The sequence below is a fragment of the Bradyrhizobium sp. 25ACV genome (genome assembly GCF_054863005.1).
This window is the reverse complement of sequence record NZ_JAVAYO010000002.1, coordinates 474,610-492,275: the sequence shown is the minus strand read 5'-3', so window position 1 is coordinate 492,275 and position 17,666 is coordinate 474,610. Positions and strand designations below refer to the sequence as shown.

Genomic DNA, 17,666 nt, shown 5'->3' with positions numbered 1-17,666 from the left:
GGGTCGACGCGCGAGATTGCGGATCATTTTTTTCGGCCTTGTCGGCCTCATCGAGCTCTAGCAGGCTGTTGAATAAGTCAGCCGCGTTCGCAAACGAAGGCTGAATTGTCGCCATTGTGTATATAGAAGTGGCCGACGAGCCTGCCCGCGGTGCCAATCATAGCCGATCCGCGACCGCAGGTGGGGTCATTCTCGCCGTGCCCTTCCCACGAGAACTCCGCGCAGGCCGAACCGTCTCGCGTGGCGTAGCGGACGTCGAGAAAGCACTTCAGCGCACCGAAGGCAATTTCACCGTCGGACTTGCCCACGAAGGTGAGATGCGCCTCTTCGGCGAGATCGAGGAAGTCGCTGTCCCAGTTGTCCATTTCGACAATGCGCCAGCGGCCGGCAAAGGCCTTGGCGAAGCCGGGCTCCTTGGCCATCAGCCGGCCTCCGCTATCAGCGTGGGCAGCCGCACCAGATTGTAGGCGGCGGCAGCGAAGGTAAACGCCCATCTGCCGCGATCACGGCCACGGAAGCTAGTCTTCTCTTGCCCGGCGACCGTCTTGATCCAGCCGAATGCCTCCACAATGCCCTTGCGGATGCGCTGGCTGACGGCATAGCCGCCGTGCCGGGTCCTTCGCCCGTCGATCGCAGAGCTACGGCCACTGGTGTTCTGCGCAACATGCGGCGGCACGTTTATCGAGCGCAGCTCGCTAACGAAGTCTTCTGTGTGGTAGGCTTTGTCGGCGCCAAGCGTGATCGCTGTCGGTCGGTCGGCGCGAGGCTCGATCATGTGCAGCGCGGCCACTCGTTCGGCATGCCCGTCAGCCAGCGTCCGGCAGGCGTCGACCAGCAAGCCGTGGCGGTTCTCCATCAGCCCATGCGCGATGAAGCACAGCTTCGTCTCACTGCCTTTACCCTTGCGGTAGAGCCTGGCGTCGGGATCGGCGGTCGAAGCATGGGTGTCGTTCGAGCGTTTCTAGCCATGGAAGTCCGCTTCGGCATTGCGCTCGCCGCCTTGCGCCGACGGCTCCCCAGAGCAGTCCTTCGGCTTCACGCTCTTCAACGAGGCCCAGGCCTCGATCAGCGTGCCATCGACCGAGAAGTGATCGCTCGACAGAGGCTTCTTCACCTTGGACTGCGCCAGCACCGCCGTCAGGAACTTCGTCGCGATGTCGCCTTCCAGCAGCCGGTCGCGGTTCTTCGAGAACACCGAATGATCCCAGGCCGCGTCGTCGACGCCGATTCGGACGAACCAGCGGAACAGCAGGTCATATTCCAGCCGCTCCATCAGAAGCCGCTCCGAGCGGATCGAATAAAAGGCCTGCAACAGCATCGCCCGCAGGAGCTTCTCCGGCGGGATCGACGGCCGCCCGATTGGCGAATAGAGCGCGGCAAACTCGCGCTCCAGGGCCGACAGCGCCTCGTTCACGATCGTCCGAATCGCTCGCAGCGGATGATCGCTACCGTACCCGCGCCTCCAAATCAAGGTAGCTCAACAGCTCGCCCGTTCGATTGTCCCCGCCGCGCACGCACAATCTCCGAATTTCATCGGAGCCAATGAATCACGGTCACCGGTCGTCGGCGAGCGCCTTTTTTTAACAGCCTCCTAGGCCTGACGCAGCACCCGACGGGTGGCCGCACGATGCTCATTCGGCAGGCGTTCCATGATGTTGCGCACCTCGTAGATCTGGCTGCGCTGGAATCGCAGCGGCCGAACCGAAGGTGCGGCGGATCGCCTTCGACAACGCCTTCCCACCCGGCCGAGGCAAGACCCATCTCGGCTCAGCGATCGGCCTGACTCTCGTCGAGAACGGTTGGCGCGTTCTCTTCGCACGCACTACTGATCTGGTGCAGCGGTTGCAGGGGCTCGGCGCGAGCTGGCGCTGGAGTCTGCGATCGCCAAACTCGATCGCTACGACCTCCTGGTCCTCGACGACATCACATATGTGAGCAAGGATCAGGCGGAAACCAGCGTATTGTTCGAGCTGATCGCCGCCCGCTACGAGCGACGCTCGCTGCTGATCACGGCCAATCAGCCGTTCGGCGAGTGGGGGCGTATCTTCCCCGACGAGGCAATGACGCTGGCGGCCGTCGATCGCCTGGTGCACCACACCACGATCCGCGAGATAAATGTCGAGAGCTATCGTCGAAAAGTTGCTCTCGATCGAACAACGATTGCCAAGCTGGCGCTCTCATTCTGATTGCCGCGCCATAGATGGCCACGATATTCCTCCCACAGTAGCGCCAGCGCGACGCCGCGGCCGCGCAGTTCGGTATGGACATGCTCCCACTCCGGAAGCAGCTTCGATCGCGGTGGGTTAAAGCGGGCCGGCGCAAACAGCTTGCGGCGGCCATCGTGGACCGCGAGAGGAGGACTTCGCCCCGTCCAGATTGCCGACAACGCGCCCCGTGTCACCCTATCGATGGGGTGGCCGCCTTCGTTCGGCTTGGATAGCCGCTTTCCGCCGGAGTTGGTGGCCGCTTTGCCTCGGATTCCGCAGTCATGTTCTCACAGTCGCTTGCCCAAACATCGGCGCCGAACACGACCATGCCACGTGACTACAGGAGGCTGAGCGCCGCAGGGCGTCGAGTCAAAATACGGGAAGCGGAGAACGGCGTGGGGGGCGTTTTGGTCGACTCGCCCTTGAGCGCCATCTCATCGCCAGCGATTCCGCGCTCAATGTCTTCGTTCCCTGCTCGACTCATCTTCGAAGTCATCGGATGCAACCAGCTGTGGTGCGCGACAGTGTGGCCCTGGGGGGCGATACGCCGGACAAGCTTGGGAAATTCGGCGGAGGACTCGGCTACCAGGAAGAACCTAGCTTGAACGCACTCTTGCACGAGTACGGCCGGCACCTTCTGCGTGTTGGGGGGCGCGGCCGTCATCGAAAGTGAGAACGGACCTCATGGTCGGCTAAAGGCAACGTTTGCGGAAAGCTCCTCAGTCCGAAGCGGGGATAGGCCCTTACATCGACAACGAGCACGCGCGAAGTGCCAAGCGCATGCCGCAGCGACCTTGTTCAACGGCGAGAATGCGCCTGCACAAATTGGCTTTACGACTCTCCGGTGGTGCGACGTCCCCGCTCACCACCATGCTGTGGCAAACGCGGCCGGTTGCTCAGGTAAGGATCACTGTCCGGGCTTCACCCTTTCCCGCCGCGACGAAAGCCAGTGACCTGGGTTTTCAGCCGCATCGCCGGCTCGAGATTCCCACACCTAGGCGTCTTTCCAGCGTTCAGGCCTCCGGCGAAACTCGTTCCGCCTACTACGCCGTCTGCTGACTTCTCCGCCGCGATCACGAGCCTTACGACGCGCTCAGTCCGGTTTCCCAGACACAGAGATCTCCCGAGGTAAGTTCGACCGCCTTCCCTGCACGCTCGCCGAATTTACCACCCCGACCTTTGATGACCATGGACTTCGCAATCTGTTGCTTGCTCGTCCGACCGGGTAGGCCTCGTTACCCGGTTTTTGTCCATCGAGCCGCAGGTTTGCTCCACGCTTCCTTCAGACCCCGCCTCGCGACGACGCCCTTGCGCTTCGCTAACCCTTCGCCGTCATCGGGCTGCGTAAAGGACTTTCACCTCCAAGCTGTCGAACATGCTCGGCACACAACAAAACCTCCGGCGGCTTCCCGCCGGAGGCTCGTCAACAAGTGTGATTGGTGACCAGGATCAGAAGGCCCGAATCACGCGGACCGTGGCAGAGACGGTGCCCTGGTCCTTGATCTGATAGATCGCAGGCGGCTTGGCCGTCGCCGCAGAACCCGGGTAAGCGACCGAACCCGAATAGTTCTGGTTAAGCCGCTCGTAGTTGACCTCGGCCGAGATGGCGAGCTTGCTCCCAGGAGTCCAAGTCGTCTTCGTACCGATGACCGAGAGGTCGAAGTCCGGGTTGCAGGTCGAACCAGGCGTCAAAAGTGCCCCCATGGCGGCACTACCGCAGATATAGCCCTTGGCTGTGCCGTTGTAGCGGACTGCCGCCCACGCACCGTAGAGCGACGTGTTCCAGTTCGGATTCCAGTTGTGGGTATAACCAGCGTTCATACCGTACGTCGTGGTCAGCTGCATGCCGGAGCCGGCGACGAATACTGCGTCAGACAGGCCAGCAAGGCCGATGCTGCCATAAGCACCGGCCAGGCCACTACCACCGAACATCGAATAGCTGGAACTTGTGAATTCCTGGAAGTCGTAACGGCTTGCACCTTTGGTATACACGCCCTGGATGTTGATCGTGTCGCCCGGCCCTGTCGGAAGGTTCTTGATCGACAACGCCAACTGTGCAGCCCAGCCCCACTTGTCGCCCGGATGGCCGGTCGTTTCGTCAACGCCATAGTAGCCAGCAACGTTGTCGTGCGCCGCGAATGAAGCCTGAAACAGGCCCCAAGCCTGATCGAGGCGAAACATGGTACACTTGGACGACGGGTAGCTTCACGGGCGCCGGCACCGGTCTCGCCGGCGGTGCCACAACCTATAGCGGTGACGGCGTCGCGGGCGGTTCGCTCGGCGTCTACACTGCCTTTATCCAATTCGCCGGCTTTACCCTCGGGCACGCGATCTCGCAATTCTCCGCGCCCTGGACTAACTATCCAGCGAACCTCTTCGATGGCCTGCCTGGTGGCGGCGGCACCGTTGTCGGTGTCAACCAGTTCAGCTACACCTTCGACTTCGGGCAGGGAATGCAGTTCTCGCTCTCGGCGCAGGATCGCCCGGTGTTCGACGAGTTTGCCATCGAAAAATCGGCAGATGTCCATCACATTGATGGTCACCGGCTTGCCCGGGGGATCTAGCAGTTTGCTGAAAAACTCTCGCTTTTGGCGTGATTTCGTGATTCAAGAATGTGTCGCAAATCTCGGGGGATCTGCTGCGAGGCAAGTCCGAGGATCAGCGCGCCCCGTTTTCCTATATTTCGCCCGAGGCGCAGCCATGGCGGCGGGCGACATCTGTCACAACTGCGCCCGGCTCGAGGCTTTCCGCGACGATCTGCACCTTCAGCTCATCTGGCCAGCGCTTTCGACCCACGCCAGCGTACACTTCAATACGCGGCGACAACGGTCGTCTTATGTCGTCCGAATGGTCGTCCATTGTGGCACCCTTGCCGAAGATGACTCTTCTAGCGATGCTCCCAAATCTACGCACTAACAATCTGAAGGGCCTCGGCGCCACGCTTACGCTCAAGCAGGTGGTCGGGCTTGGCCACTACGAAGGACCCGGCTGGCGCGGCTTCCATCACCACGCAACTCTGTGCATCGCGGCCTACGGCTTCTTGATCGCCGAGCAGGCGACGATTCCCCCCTCAGGACCTCGTGCCGCCGCGCCAGTCCCGCTACCTCGCTTACCCGACGATTATCGCCCCAGAGGCTCCGCCCGCGCGGCCTGAACGCCACATCCCGAACTCGATCGCAACCATGCGCGCCCGACTGATCCGCGCGCTCATAAAAACCTTGCCGAGATGTCCATGCTGTGGCGCCGCCGCACCATCCAATGGTCGTCGACGCCCATGACGCAGTAAGACTAATCGGCGGTGTTGATTCCGGTTGTGCCTAACCCGCGAGCGCCTGACTGCCCTTCCTCTTCAGCGGCAGGCCGGACGGTTGGCAATGTGTTCACATTGCTCTCGGAATTGCACCGTTCGGCTTTGGATTGCCGCTGAAGACGTTCTAGTTCCGCAGCAGGAATATGGCACCGGATGGCGTGATCAGGCCCAGCCTCAGCGAGTGGCGGCACAATCGTTTCACACACTTGGCCAAGTTTTCGCGGGCAGCGGCTTTGGAAGACGCAGCCAGGCGGAGGATTGGCTGCGCTCGGTATTTCCCCGGTAAGCCGGATACGTGATTTACGAGTGCCTTCGAGGTCAGGCACAGCTGAAAGTAGTGCCTCAGTATAAGGGTGTTGCGGGCCCTGGAAGACCCGCTCTGACGGGCCGATTTCCATAATTCTACCTAGATAGAGCACCGCGATCCGGTCTGCGAGATAGCGAACAACGCTAAGGTCGTGAGATATGAAGACATAGCTAACCGCGCGGGCGGTCTGAAGCTCGACAAGAAGATTCAGAATTGCGGCTTGAACCGAAACGTCGAGCGCTGAGGTGGGCTCGTCGCAGACGATGATCCGCGGATCGCCTGCAAAGCTACGCGCAATGGCCACGCGCTGCTTCAATCCGCCGGAAAGCTGACGCGGACGAAGGGTGAGATGTCGGGGTGTCAGGCGGACCGCCGCGACGAGCGCGTCGAGACGTGTAGACAAGGTCGAGCCGCGAAAGCCGCCAAGCCGGCGCAATGCTCGGCCAATGATGCGCGCAACGGAATGGGAACGGTTCAGCGCCGAGTCCGGATTTTGGAAGACAATCTGCACTGCCTTCACCTCTTTGTCACTCCGCTGATCGAGAGCGCTGGCAAGAGGCGCGCCATCAAGCTCAATCGTTCCACCGGGATCAGGCGGCACTAGGCCCAAAAGCATCCGGGCCAGCGTTGTCTTGCCGGAACCGGACTCACCGACCAAACCGACCGTTTCTCCTGAATTGAGGCTTAGCGAGACGTCGACCACCGCCTGGATTGCAGATCCGCCTTGACCGTAAGTCTTCGAGAGATTGCGAATCTGCAGCATCGGAGCGGCGCCCGCTTTCAGGTTCGGTGCCGCAACGGCGGCCGCAGTGCTGCGGGGAAGGTCCGACAACCGATCCGAATAGTGGCAGCGCACGCGCCTGTTACCAGCAGTCGTCAAGTCCGGAACTTCGGTCCGGCAACGATCGTCGGCTAACGCACACCTTGTGGCAAAGGGGCAACCAGGCATCGGCGCGCCGGGAATTGGCAGGAAGCCCGGAATGGTTTCGAGCTGCCTTTGGTCCTTTCGCTGCCCACCCCGCGGCAGGCACCGCAAAAGCGCGATGGTGTATGGGTGGCGCGGTGAACTCAAGATATCCCGCGTCGGTCCCTCTTCCACCAACATTCCTGCATAGAGGACACCGACCCGATCACACATTTTTGCCACCACGGCAAGATTGTGGCTGATGAATAATATCGACGAGCCGAACTCGCGTCGGAGATCGCTGACGAGGTCGAGGACCTCTGCCTCAACGGTAGCGTCGAGGCCGGTCGTTGGTTCATCAAGGATTAGCATCGTCGGCTCGTTCGCCAATGCCATGGCGATCGCGACCCGTTGCTGCATTCCACCGGAAAGTTGATGAGGGTACCGCTCCATGACGGAGCGAGGATCGGCGATCCTAACCATTTTCAGCATTGCCAACGCGCGAGCTTCACGCTCGGCACGCGGGAGGCCCATCACTTCATACACTTCGACCAGCTGCCGACCTATCTTCAGCGACGGGTTTAGTGCTTTCCCGGGGTCTTGGTAGACCATCGAGACCGATTTTGTTCGCAGATTCCGGAGGGCTCGGGGATTGAGTCGCATTATGTCCGCTCCGTCAAGCATGAGCGAACCGCCAATTATCCTACCATTCCGCGGCAGATAGCGCACTGCTGTCAGAGCCAAAGTGGACTTGCCGCAGCCACTCTCCCCGACAAGGCCATAGGACTCCCCGCGTGCAATCTCCAAGCTGATTTCACGCAACACAGCGCGGTCGCGACCGCCGGATCGAAATGCGACGGAAAGACGTTCAAGCCGAAGGGCTGGTTCAATCATCGAGCGCCCCGTGCAGTCCGTCAGCGATCAAATTGACACCAACAACGAGACTAGCAATGGCCAAGGCGTCGAACAACACCGTCCACCAATAACCACCTCCGATGAGGCCATAGTTCGCCGAGATCGCGAGAGCCCAGTCGGGCGACGGCGGCTGCAGACCAAATCCAAGGAAACTCAGGGTCGCCACGGCGAAAATGGCGAACCCCAGTCTGATGGTTGTCTCGACTAGAATCGGGGGCAGGACGTTGGGGAGAATTTCAACGAACATGATATGGGCGGCAGTCTCTCGGCGGAGCTTGGCGGCGGCGACATATTCGAGCTGCCGCTCCGACAGGACTGCGGAGCGCACAGTGCGGGCAATGATTGGGGCAAAGGAGAGACCGATGACTATAATCACTGTCATCTTGGAGTTGCCAAGCGCGACGATCACAAGAAGTGCAACGATTATTCCCGGTATCGCTATGAACGCCTCGATCAGGCGTGAAATGATGTCGTCAACGATCCCGCGAAAATAGCCGGTGAGAAGGCCGAGAGCGGTACCCATCGATGTCGACAGGATGGTTGCCAGCGGTGCAACGGTCAGAATGCCCTGCGAGCCGACGATAAAGCGGGAAAAGATGTCGCGTCCGAGTTGGTCGGTACCGAACCAATGCTCCGCCGAGGGCGGCGCGAGCGCGTTCAGAACGTCCGAGGCAAGCGGGTCATAGGGCACGAAGCGGTGGCCGAAGATCGCGCAGACCAGCCAAAAAAGGGTGATGGCCATACCGGTCAAAAAGGCTCCGGAGCGAAATAGGACCGCATAGACCTCCCGGCGTTGGCTTGGCGCCGTGGCAGCGATGGCTGTCATTGGATTTCTCCGATCCGGATGCGCGGATTGAGAAGAGAGGAGAGAAGATCAGCACAGAACGTCGTGACGGCAAAGACGATGCCGACGACGAATACGCCAGCCTGCAAAATCGGAAAATCCTTGTTGTTGGCGGCTTCAAATATCAGCGAGCCAATGCCCTGATAGCGAAACAAGGTCTCGATCACGACCAAGCCGCCGATCAGAAAGCCGGTCTGGGTGGCGATGACAGTAATTGTTGGTAGGAGTGCGTTTCGGAGCACGTGCCGCCAGATGACTTGACGCCAAGTCAAGCCTTTCAGGACCGCCGTGCGGGTGTAGTCCGAATCCAATGCTTCAATCATGCCGGCGCGGGCCATGCGGGCGATATAGCCAAATAGGACGAGCACAAGCGGGAGCGAAGGGAGGATCAAGTAGTACAACTGTGTCCAGAGGCTTGCACCGCTTGGCCAGGTGGCGGAAGTCGGGAACCAGCGCAGCCAGACTCCGAAGATTAGAATCAGCACGATGCCAGTCACGAACTCCGGCACCATCATAGCCGACAGGCCGCCAACGCTGATTATGCGGTCAAGCGGCCGGTTTACCTTCAGCGCGGCAACCGCCCCTCCGAGGATACCGAGCGGCACGACGAGCACCAAGGCCACTGCCGAAAGCTTCAGTGAGTGGCCGAGCGCCTGCATGACAAATGGAGAGACAGGGGTGCGATAGACATAGGAATGACCCATGTCACCATGGAGGAAATGCCACATCCAACTGGAATATTGCACCAGTAATGGCCTATCGAGGCCCAGTTGATGATTGAGGGTCGTCACAGCATCCGGATCTGCGTCAAGTCCGAGGATGGCCAGGGCGACGTTGCCGGGCAACACTTGGCTCCCGAGGAATACGAGCACACTCAAAGTGAAGAGCGTGATGACAGCAAAGACAAGACGTCGGGCAATAAACAGCACGGTCTTCGGTCTCCTGTGGGCAGCTTGATGATCCAACGGAAAGCCGCGCAGGCGCGAAGTCCCGGTTAGCTTACGACTTTCCAGCGTGTTGCAGGAAGAGCTGGGCGATCGCAGTCGGCTGAACACCGATGATATTCTTTTTGGTCACAGTCAGCGTGTGCTCAAAATAACCAATGAGCTGCGGCGTCTCGTCGAGCAGGAGCCGTTGAATCTTTCCCGCAACGGTCCGCTGCGCCTCCAAGTCAGCCGTTCCGACATAGCTCTTGGCCAGCGCGTCGAACTCCTTGTTCTTGAAATGTGCCGCGTTGAACAGGCCATCGCTGGCCAAAATAGTATTGAGATAATAGTTCGGCACGCCGCGGTGGCCCCAAATCGTGACACCCATCACAGAGTCAAGCCAAGGCGACTTGCCATATACCCTATCGCCAACGTAAGATTTCCAGTTCAAGACGTTAAGCTTTAGATCGACGCCGATTTCCTTTACCCAATCTTGGATAAGTTGCGCATAGTCAGGTATTTCCTGAAACTGCATGGCCGTGACTGTCGCCTGGAAGCCCTTCTCCATCCCGGCGGCCTTCATCAGTTCCTTGGCCTGCGCAATATCGCGCTTGCGTTGCGGCACCGTCGGATCGGCCGAGGGGTAGACCGAGGCGAAGGGGCTGTCATTTCCGATGTCGGCCTGACCTCTCATCAGGCCCTTCGCGAGCTTTTCCCGGTCGAGGCAAAGTGCTATCGCCCGGCGAATACGCGGGTCATCGAAAGGCGCTATATCACAGCGCATATGGACCGCCTGATGTGCTGACGATCTTATGCCGATGATATTGGCCGCTGGGTCGCTTAAAACCGAGACGCCCGCAAGGGCGGGGACCGAATTGACGACGTCGACTCGCCCGCCTTGGAACGCAAGAAGCTGTGGCTGGATATCGGTAAAGAACAGGAACTCTGTCCTCGCCGGCAGAGCCTTCGGCCCCCAGTAGTCATCGTTTCGAACGAAGGTCGCACCAACCTTCGGCGTGAACTTCTCGATCTTGAAGGGGCCAGTTCCATCCCAGCTTTCCTCAAAATTGCCAGTATAGGAAGCCGGCAGGACGATCGCGTTGTAGTTGTCGGAGGATACCAGATAGGGAAAATTGCCGTACGGGGTGTCAAGATGGAATTCGATCGTATAGTCGTCTACCTTGCGTGTCGCCCCTTTCTGCAGCACGCCTTTGAACGCGGGCAGCGCGTGCGAGGTGGAATTGGGATCGGTTAGGCGATCGAACGTAGCCACAACGTCATCGGCCTTCATCTCGCCGCCGGAATGGAACTTGACGCCCTTACGCAACGTGAAGGTCCAAACGGTGGCCTCCATATTGGGCTTCCAGCTTTTGGCAAGACACGGCTCCAGCACCAGATCCGGACCGTCGATGCAAAGAAATTCACCGACCTGCTGCACCATTATAATCCCGCCACTATCTCCAATGGCGATCGGGTCAATTGATTGGATCGGTGCGTTGCAGGCGACCCGAATGGTGGCCCCGGATTGAGCTTCGGCCCCTGCGAAAGTCGGCACCGCGCCGAACCCGGCTGCGAGCGAGATCCGCCCGAGAGACGGCAGCGATAGGCCGATCAGACTGCCGTGCCGCAAAAACTCTCTGCGGCTCACCCGACCATCGACATAACCGTCGACCAGATGGTTCTGAAGAGGAGATAGCCTTGAGCGGAGATGATCAAGTATGCGACCGTCTCTTGTCATGTCAGTTCCTCCTTTTCGACAATTGACCAACTAGCGTGCGCTGAGCGCAACTCGCCATTGCAATTCTAGCATAGAGGTATTCCACAAGCCTCAATCGCTTTTCGGCCCCATTTGCCAAATCAGAGAAGAATTTCAGCGAAGGATGCCGCCGCTTCGCAGAGTTTGTGCACAGAAGACCGCCCGGCCTTTCGGCGGGCTCCCTCTGCGTTTGTCCGCCCACCAGGATCCAATCGACGCAGCGAGCACGCGATGCCTCTTGTAACGCCTGAATCGCAGATAAATTTCCACGATCTCAAGGAAGCCTGAGTGTATCCAAGCAAGAGCTCAGCCAAGCACGCCCCAATGGTAATCGTCCTTCTCAGGTCTTGAGAGCTTGGCGCGGTAGCCATATAGGAGTCCTGACCGACGAACACGGCAGTCAATCGGCCTTTAATTGCGGGTTGTGTCAAGCTACCATTCTTTCTCTCCAGTGACACGCCGGCAGCGCTTGCTCCGTCGGAGCTGGTCGGGGTTGCGGAGACGGAGCGATCGCTGATGGCGAGACGATCTAATCGAAGTCGTTGGCGGCTTCGGCGTGATTGGGTTGATGTCGCAGCTGGGGTCATGGTCCTTTCCGAGGTCGCGAGCGCCTCATGATGATGTCCGGATCGGGCGCCTCAACGTTTGCAGCGGAGTGCGGACGAACCGCCGCCAGCCGATTGACCGCGGTCGCCACGACCACCGTCCCAGCGGGACATCGCCAGTCCGGCGAACCGGACCAGGAACTTACAAAGATAGCATTAGGCCTCCTTCACCTGCCCCCAGTCGAAGGATGTGCCGTCGACCCAGATGCAGTGCAGGATTACGGCGATCTTCCGGGCAATGGCTACCTTTGCCTTCTTCATGCCAATCCGCCTTGCGAGCTTCATGCCCAGGCCTTGAGGCAAGACCATTTCTTTGTTCGGTACAGCAGAACGGTTGCGGTCGAACAGGTAAGTTCGGAGAAGCCGATCGCCCCATCGGGATATCTTGCCGTTGGTGTCAGTTTCGCCAGATTGGTTACGTCGAGGCGTAAGGCCCAGATAGGCGCCGACCGTCGAGGCCGATCGGAAGCGCGATGGGTCATCGAGCGTGTGGCGGAACGTTAGGGCGGTAACGACGCCGACACCCGGGACCGTCATCAGACGACGCGTCGTCTCGTCCTGTTTTGCCAAACGGCGGACTTCGTCATCGAACTTGCTCTGTTGTTGACAGACGTTCTCATGGATCGACAAGAGCGGCGCTATGACGCTCAGCAGCTGATGATCATTGCCCAAAAGCTCGTGGACCTGGTGGCGGAACTGCAGGCCGATTGCGCGAGGGAACTATAATCCATACTCCTTGATCAGGCTGCGAACCTGGTTCTCGATATATCGGCGAATGGTCACGAGACGAAATCGCGCGACGAGTGTCGCACGAATCTTTTGGCTTTCTTCGCTCTTTATCTTTACCTCTCGATACCAGCCGACCCGCACCAGTTCAGCAAGACCTCGCGCGTCGTTCTGATCGCTCTTGTTCATGCGAACCGACAAGGCTGCGTGCACGCGCCGAGCGTCGATACAAACCACGGGAAGATCAACCCTTCGGAGTTCATGCCACAGCCAACTCGCCATCGCGCCAGTTTCGAATCCGATGCGCTCGGCATGAGGCGCATGCTTGCGAAGCAGGCTGGTCAACGCGCCCGGATCCGATTTGACCTTTCCTTCGAAGATTACTTGTCCCATCTCGCCGACTACGCATATCGCCGTTTCCCTCTGCGAGACGTCCAGCCCAACGTATTGCTTCATCATAGCTGCTCCGAATCGTTTGATTGCGAGAGCTTGACAATAGCGAGAGAGTGCCTTCCGCAATTACGTCATCGTTCGCAACTTTTTTGCAGGCCGAAAGACATCCGAAAGCTCTCGCCGTCGATCAGTCCCTCGATGAACCATCGGCGCATCGATCCGATCACGGCGCAACGCCACGAGGAAGGTCATGGTCTTCCAGCGGTGGGGAGCCCTTGGTGGGAGGCCGTCTCCGTGCGGCACTCACCACTGCAAGGGCGCCATGAAAGTCCTGGTCCAGGTCTCCTCGATGAAGATCAGCCGATGCGGTCTTGACACTTTCCATTTGAGGCGCCGCCGCGCCGAGTCGGGACGATCGCGTTCACCAGCCACCACGCTTTCATGGAACGGCGATGCTGACGATTGGGTCTCCGGGCTGGAGCAGGAGGCGGAAGGCCTTGGCTCGGCGATGTAGATTCGCAATTATCCGCGCTCGGTATCGGGTCTCGTAAAAGGACGCGCCAAGGCCTACGTAGTTCATGCCGTGTTGCAGCGCCTTGTAGAACTGCGATCTTGCGCGCCGTGACTGTCACTGCTTTGATCTTGCCGATGCGCGCCGAGAGCCGTCTGTAGAAGGCGCCCTGTGCTGTATCGGTTGGTCGTGCTTGCCGGCGCCAAGTGAACACTTGTTGTGGGGTCAGCCCGTGTCGCCGGGCAATCTCGGACACGACCGCGCCTGGTACCAGCGTCTCCTCGACGATCCGGGCCTTGTCGTCCTTGGAGAACCAACGACGGCGTCCCGTCTCCGTGATCCCTTCCAGCCGGCGCCCCGTCACTCCGATTTGAGCGTATGGTCAAGCATAGACACAAGCCGATCCCTTCAAAGAGATCGTGACACTTGTGGACTGCACCCCTGAAGTGAGACACGATAATTACAGTGACAGGCATTTCGAGGATGACCTGTGGCAGGACAAGGAAAGAAGCGTCAGTTTCCGACGGCTTACAAATTGAAGGCGATCAAGCGGGTGGAGCGGGGCGAAGGCGTCCTCCCTGTGGCCCGCGAGCTTGGAATCTCCCGCAAGATTCTCCATGACTGGATCAAAGCCTGGAACGCCGATGGGCCAGATGGTTTGAACCGGAAGCCCGGACCCAAACCTGGCCCCCGCAAGCTCAAGCCGCTACCGACATACGACGACAAGCGCTCCGCCCTTGCGCTTGCCAAAGCCCGCATCGCCGAACTCGAACGGCTGGTGGGTCGCCAGCAGATGGACCTCGATTTTTTTCGGCAAGCCTTGCGCGCATTGAAGCGGCCGGCAGCGCAAGGCAAACCCGCATCCGCATCATCGAAATCATCAAAGCCATGACGTCGAAGACAATCGATGCTCATGCCGATGTGCAGCGCCTGTGTCACCTCGCGGGCCTGCCGCGCGCGACGTATTATCGCCACCACGCCAAACGCAGCCGCGAGACGGCCGAGTGCGAGCTGCGCGACGTGATCCAGCGCATTTGCCTCAAGCACGTTTTCTACGGCTATCGGCGGGTGACGGCGACCCTCAGACGCCAAGGCATGGTCGTAAATGCCAAGAAGGTTCAGCGACTTATGCGCCAGGACAACTTGCTGGCGCAGCGCAAGACGCCGTTCCTGAAGCCGCCGGCGGAACGGCTATCGGGCTTTCTCGTCGTCCCCAATCTGGTTCGTGGCCTGGTGCCGTCCGCACCCGACCAGATCTGGGTCGCGGACATCACCTATGTGCATCTCGCCAAGACCTTCGCCTATCTCGCCGTCATTCTCGACGCGTTCTCGCGCAAGGCTGTCGGCTGGGCTTTCGAGGACACGCTCGATGCCTCGCTCGCCATCGCCGCGCTGGAGAAAGCCATCACGGCTCGGGGACCGGCACCGGGCAGTCTGATCCATCACTCCGATCGCGGCGTGCAATACGCGTCCATCGCCTATCGCCAGCGGCTTGCCGATCGCGACATCACCATCAGCATGAGTAGGCCGGGCAATCCCTTGGACAACGCCAAGGCTGAAAGCTTCATGAAAACGCTCAAGGCCGAACAGATCAACGGCAAAGCCTTCGCCGACTTGGTCGACGCCCGCCGCCACATCAACAGCTTCATCGCGGAGGTCTACAACAAAGAGCGCCTGCACTCGGCGCTCGGATACCAGTCGCCTCTTGAGTTCGAAACCGCGTTCGCGCAAAACAACGCGCGGTAACGCATCGTGACAACCCCACTGTCACTGTAATTATCGTGTCTCACTTCAGGGGTGCAGTCCACTTGCCTATCTCAGGTGCCGCGAGAAGGTGGGAGCGGAACGACGCATACATTTAACCTTCGATGGCCTTCACATGCTTGTTTTTCGCGCGCCGGATCGGTTGCGCAGCTCCGCATTCGGCGAAGATGATGATACGTCCATTGCTCGAAAGAGTGGAGATAAATCGGCCCCCAAGTCCGAGACCATGATGGTTTCAATCACTTCATCAGCAGTTTCAGTCGGTAGACATGTGACCGTTCGAAATTTTGACACGATGTCCCCGTCACTAAACCGAGTTTCGTCCGACCACGGATCGCCCCACGCAAAATCGACTTCGGAGCGGAACGTATTGTCTCTTACTCTAACTTCGACGGAGCAAGGCATCTGCCGAAACTGGCCGCGCACGAAATACTCAGGTGATGTCGCCGCCCTTGGATAGTTGATAAACTTAACCTTAGACCGAAGACGCCTTGCCGTTGGATCAGATGTCCATCGTTCCGAGCCCCACTCTGCGCCAGGGGGGACGTCGAGCAACAGCATTGCGATGGAATGCGGGAAACTAAATTCCCTGGCCACAAACGTCGGCGGCTCTGGGTTGAGGTGCCTGCGTGAGAGCTTCGAGGCATTGACACCCACCGTGATCTCATCGATCTCGTCGTATTTGAGACGATGCGTCGCAATCAACTTTCTCAATGCGTCGAGGGAATAATGATGCGCCCGGCAGCTCGGCCAGGGTTTATAAATCGTATTGGTAAGAGCCCATCGCGCGCCCAACTCTCCAACGATTCCGTCTGGATCAACGTGCCGAGCGCCGACCATGGTAAAAATGTTAGGATTCCCGTCGAAGATCGATGATATGCTTGTGGAGCCATGCTCAACCGATCGAGCGGCAAAGCCGCCAGCCACCGCAGCCCAGCCGGCATCAAAACAATTGGTATTCGGAAGAGCTATTTGCCTCGACCATATCGGCGTATTCGGCGTCGCTGCATTGGAGGCGGCCATGCCAAATGTCTGTTCCATGGAAGCGGCGTTCTGGCCGAGTAGCTTCGCGGTGGCGGCCGCTGCTCCGACGGTCGGCGCGAGCGCGTACCCCCAAACTTCGGGCAGCCCGGTTACCCGGCCGGCTTCAATCTTCGTTTGATTTCCGATATCCGAAATGCGTCCCGCTACTTCGTATCCACACACAACAGCAAGTAAGAGCTCTCTAGTCGTCAAAGCATTTTGTTCACAGAACGCCAACGCTTCCCCAAATATGCTGGCTCCGAAATGACATCCCGGTATCGCACCGCCGGGGTACGTTTCATCCATATCGAGACAATTCGCCAGCCTCCCATTGCCGTAGCTAGCAGCCAGCGATGTAAATCGCTTTCCTTCTCCCGCAACTGACGCTTCATTTCCTTCGCCAAATAACCTCGCTGCTGATTGAATGATTGGACCGAGCTCGCTCCTTGCGCCCGCGACTACACAGCCGAAGGTGTCGATTATAAATCGACGTGCTTCGTGCCTGATCGCGTCTGGTACCCGATCAAGGCTAAGGTCGGCTATAAACTCCGCCAACGAAGATGTGAGTGCGACCATCTGCCCGTTTTCCTTCTAGCCCAACCAAGAAGCTATCTTGTTCACTTGTCGGACCAGCCTTGATCCGGTGTATTCCGAGAGACTATTGCATTTACGTACCTTGCCGCTTCCTGCCACGCGGCTACAAGCAAGATCACAAACAACACCCATTCCTAAGTTACGGATCCGATTGTCATTCGACAGAGAGAATTGATGTCAAACGTTGGTAGGCCTGTCATGCGTCGGATGGTTGGCGCTACCAGCGGAAAGGCGGTGCACTCGAGAAGAAATGCCGCAACATCAGGATGATCAGAGCGCACGCGCTCGACACAAGCCACTACGTCCCCCTCAATGTCCGCCAGGTCTGTCGGCGGCGGAGGACGTAACAACTCATTTCGCCACAACGTACCTCCTTCGATGCCGCCGATGACTATCCTAGCCCGTTCCTTTGGATCATCGACGCAAAGCATGTCGTCGCTGAATGCCTTCGAATCAGCCGTCAATACGGCGATCTTCGCTGGCCGTGGCCGCAGGCGCAGTAGAGTCGGCAAAAGGAGAAGGCTCGACAGAACGACAGGAACACCTACCGCCGTGGCCACGGCCGCCTGATACCGGATCGAGAACCCGCAAGACGCGGTGATAACGACGGCGCCTCGACCGACAAGCTTCCGAGCGGCGGCTACATATGCAGGCTCGAGCTCCGGTTCACCACGAAAGACTCTGTCTACCCAGCCGCCCTCGATGTACTCGGCTATCACTGGAAAGTTGAAGGTGTCGGGGTTCAGCATGTGGGGCGGAGGCCGCATCGCAGATACAGCGCCGGGCGGTAATCCGCGCTCGGTCCTGAGCACTCCGAGAGAAGGCGGTTCTTTTGAGGTCAATTGGATCTCCCCGAAAAGACGCGGAAGGCCGGAGAAAGC

14 protein-coding genes and 6 pseudogenes are annotated in these 17,666 nt (G+C 59.2%); 5 read left to right on the top strand and 15 right to left on the bottom strand.

The window, feature by feature from the left end; all coding sequences use genetic code 11:
- Positions 1-77: 77 nt before the first annotated feature.
- The 3 genes and pseudogenes from RAD04_RS06070 to RAD04_RS06060 form a co-directional block, all read right to left on the bottom strand.
- A complete protein-coding gene (locus RAD04_RS06070) occupies positions 78-422 on the bottom strand; it encodes a hypothetical protein (protein WP_461623016.1) in 345 nt (114 codons plus the stop codon).
- A pseudogene (locus RAD04_RS06065) lies at positions 422-1,514 on the bottom strand (IS5 family transposase). The gene RAD04_RS06070 and the pseudogene RAD04_RS06065 overlap by 1 nt, the downstream one beginning before the upstream one ends.
- An 80-nt stretch (positions 1,515-1,594) precedes the next feature.
- Positions 1,595-1,742 (bottom strand): annotated as a pseudogene (locus tag RAD04_RS06060) (IS256 family transposase); the annotation flags it as partial.
- Here RAD04_RS06060 and RAD04_RS06055 point away from each other — a divergent pair.
- Positions 1,738-2,186: pseudogene (locus RAD04_RS06055) on the top strand (ATP-binding protein); the annotation flags it as partial. The pseudogenes RAD04_RS06060 and RAD04_RS06055 overlap by 5 nt on opposite strands.
- 358 nt (positions 2,187-2,544) lie before the next feature.
- Here the strand turns inward: RAD04_RS06055 and RAD04_RS06050 are convergent.
- Both RAD04_RS06050 and RAD04_RS06045 read right to left on the bottom strand, forming a co-directional pair.
- The gene (locus tag RAD04_RS06050) at positions 2,545-2,871 is read right to left on the bottom strand and encodes a polysaccharide deacetylase family protein (protein ID WP_461623015.1); all 327 of its coding nucleotides are present in this window, start codon (positions 2,869-2,871) and stop codon (positions 2,545-2,547) included.
- 785 nt (positions 2,872-3,656) lie between these two features.
- Positions 3,657-4,388: pseudogene (locus tag RAD04_RS06045) on the bottom strand (porin); the annotation flags it as partial.
- Positions 4,389-4,390: 2 nt separating this feature from the next.
- Here RAD04_RS06045 and RAD04_RS06040 point away from each other — a divergent pair.
- Positions 4,391-4,690 (top strand): annotated as a pseudogene (locus RAD04_RS06040) (porin); the annotation flags it as partial.
- A gap of 193 nt (positions 4,691-4,883) precedes the next feature.
- Here RAD04_RS06040 and RAD04_RS06035 read toward each other — a convergent pair.
- A complete protein-coding gene (locus tag RAD04_RS06035; protein ID WP_461623014.1) occupies positions 4,884-5,066 on the bottom strand; it encodes a transposase in 183 nt (60 codons plus the stop codon).
- Positions 5,067-5,154: 88 nt separating this feature from the next.
- Between RAD04_RS06035 and RAD04_RS06030 the strand changes: the two are divergent.
- Positions 5,155-5,361, top strand: a pseudogene (locus tag RAD04_RS06030) (IS701 family transposase); the annotation flags it as partial.
- 134 nt (positions 5,362-5,495) lie between these two features.
- Here RAD04_RS06030 and RAD04_RS06025 read toward each other — a convergent pair.
- From RAD04_RS06025 to RAD04_RS05995, 7 genes are all read right to left on the bottom strand, one after another.
- Positions 5,496-7,622 (bottom strand): ABC transporter ATP-binding protein, encoded by a 2,127-nt coding sequence (locus tag RAD04_RS06025; protein WP_461623013.1) that lies wholly within the window; start codon positions 7,620-7,622, stop codon positions 5,496-5,498.
- Positions 7,615-8,469: an ABC transporter permease gene (locus RAD04_RS06020; RefSeq protein ID WP_461623012.1), complete on the bottom strand. Its 855-nt coding sequence runs from the start codon at positions 8,467-8,469 to the stop codon at positions 7,615-7,617. The genes RAD04_RS06025 and RAD04_RS06020 overlap by 8 nt, the downstream gene beginning before the upstream one ends.
- The gene (locus RAD04_RS06015) at positions 8,466-9,416 is read right to left on the bottom strand and encodes an ABC transporter permease (protein WP_461623011.1); all 951 of its coding nucleotides are present in this window, start codon (positions 9,414-9,416) and stop codon (positions 8,466-8,468) included. Before RAD04_RS06015 ends, RAD04_RS06020 begins: the two co-directional genes overlap by 4 nt.
- 70 nt (positions 9,417-9,486) lie before the next feature.
- Positions 9,487-11,151, bottom strand: a complete 1,665-nt coding sequence (locus RAD04_RS06010; RefSeq protein WP_461623010.1) for an ABC transporter substrate-binding protein — start codon at positions 11,149-11,151, stop codon at positions 9,487-9,489.
- A gap of 779 nt (positions 11,152-11,930) precedes the next feature.
- A complete protein-coding gene (locus RAD04_RS06005) occupies positions 11,931-12,404 on the bottom strand; it encodes a transposase (protein ID WP_461623009.1) in 474 nt (157 codons plus the stop codon).
- A gap of 90 nt (positions 12,405-12,494) precedes the next feature.
- Positions 12,495-12,959, bottom strand: a complete 465-nt coding sequence (locus RAD04_RS06000; RefSeq protein WP_461623008.1) for an IS110 family transposase — start codon at positions 12,957-12,959, stop codon at positions 12,495-12,497.
- Between the two features lie 290 nt (positions 12,960-13,249).
- Positions 13,250-13,768, bottom strand: coding sequence for a transposase (locus RAD04_RS05995; protein ID WP_461623007.1), 519 nt, complete (start codon positions 13,766-13,768; stop codon positions 13,250-13,252).
- A 126-nt stretch (positions 13,769-13,894) separates the two neighbouring features.
- Here RAD04_RS05995 and RAD04_RS05990 point away from each other — a divergent pair, with 126 nt between their 5' ends.
- A complete protein-coding gene (locus RAD04_RS05990) occupies positions 13,895-14,296 on the top strand; it encodes a transposase (protein WP_461623006.1) in 402 nt (133 codons plus the stop codon).
- Complete coding sequence (locus tag RAD04_RS05985) at positions 14,293-15,150, top strand: IS3 family transposase (RefSeq protein ID WP_461623005.1); 858 nt, start codon at positions 14,293-14,295, stop codon at positions 15,148-15,150. The genes RAD04_RS05990 and RAD04_RS05985 overlap by 4 nt, the downstream gene beginning before the upstream one ends.
- Positions 15,151-15,279: 129 nt before the next feature.
- On the opposite strand, the gene RAD04_RS05980 is transcribed toward RAD04_RS05985, so the two are convergent.
- Both RAD04_RS05980 and RAD04_RS05975 read right to left on the bottom strand, forming a co-directional pair.
- Positions 15,280-16,767 carry an MmgE/PrpD family protein gene (locus RAD04_RS05980; protein WP_461623004.1) on the bottom strand — a complete coding sequence of 496 codons (1,488 nt, stop codon included), beginning with the start codon at positions 16,765-16,767 and terminating at the stop codon, positions 15,280-15,282.
- 152 nt (positions 16,768-16,919) lie between these two features.
- Positions 16,920-17,627, bottom strand: coding sequence for an aspartate/glutamate racemase family protein (locus RAD04_RS05975; RefSeq protein ID WP_461623003.1), 708 nt, complete (start codon positions 17,625-17,627; stop codon positions 16,920-16,922).
- Positions 17,628-17,666: the final 39 nt, after the last annotated feature.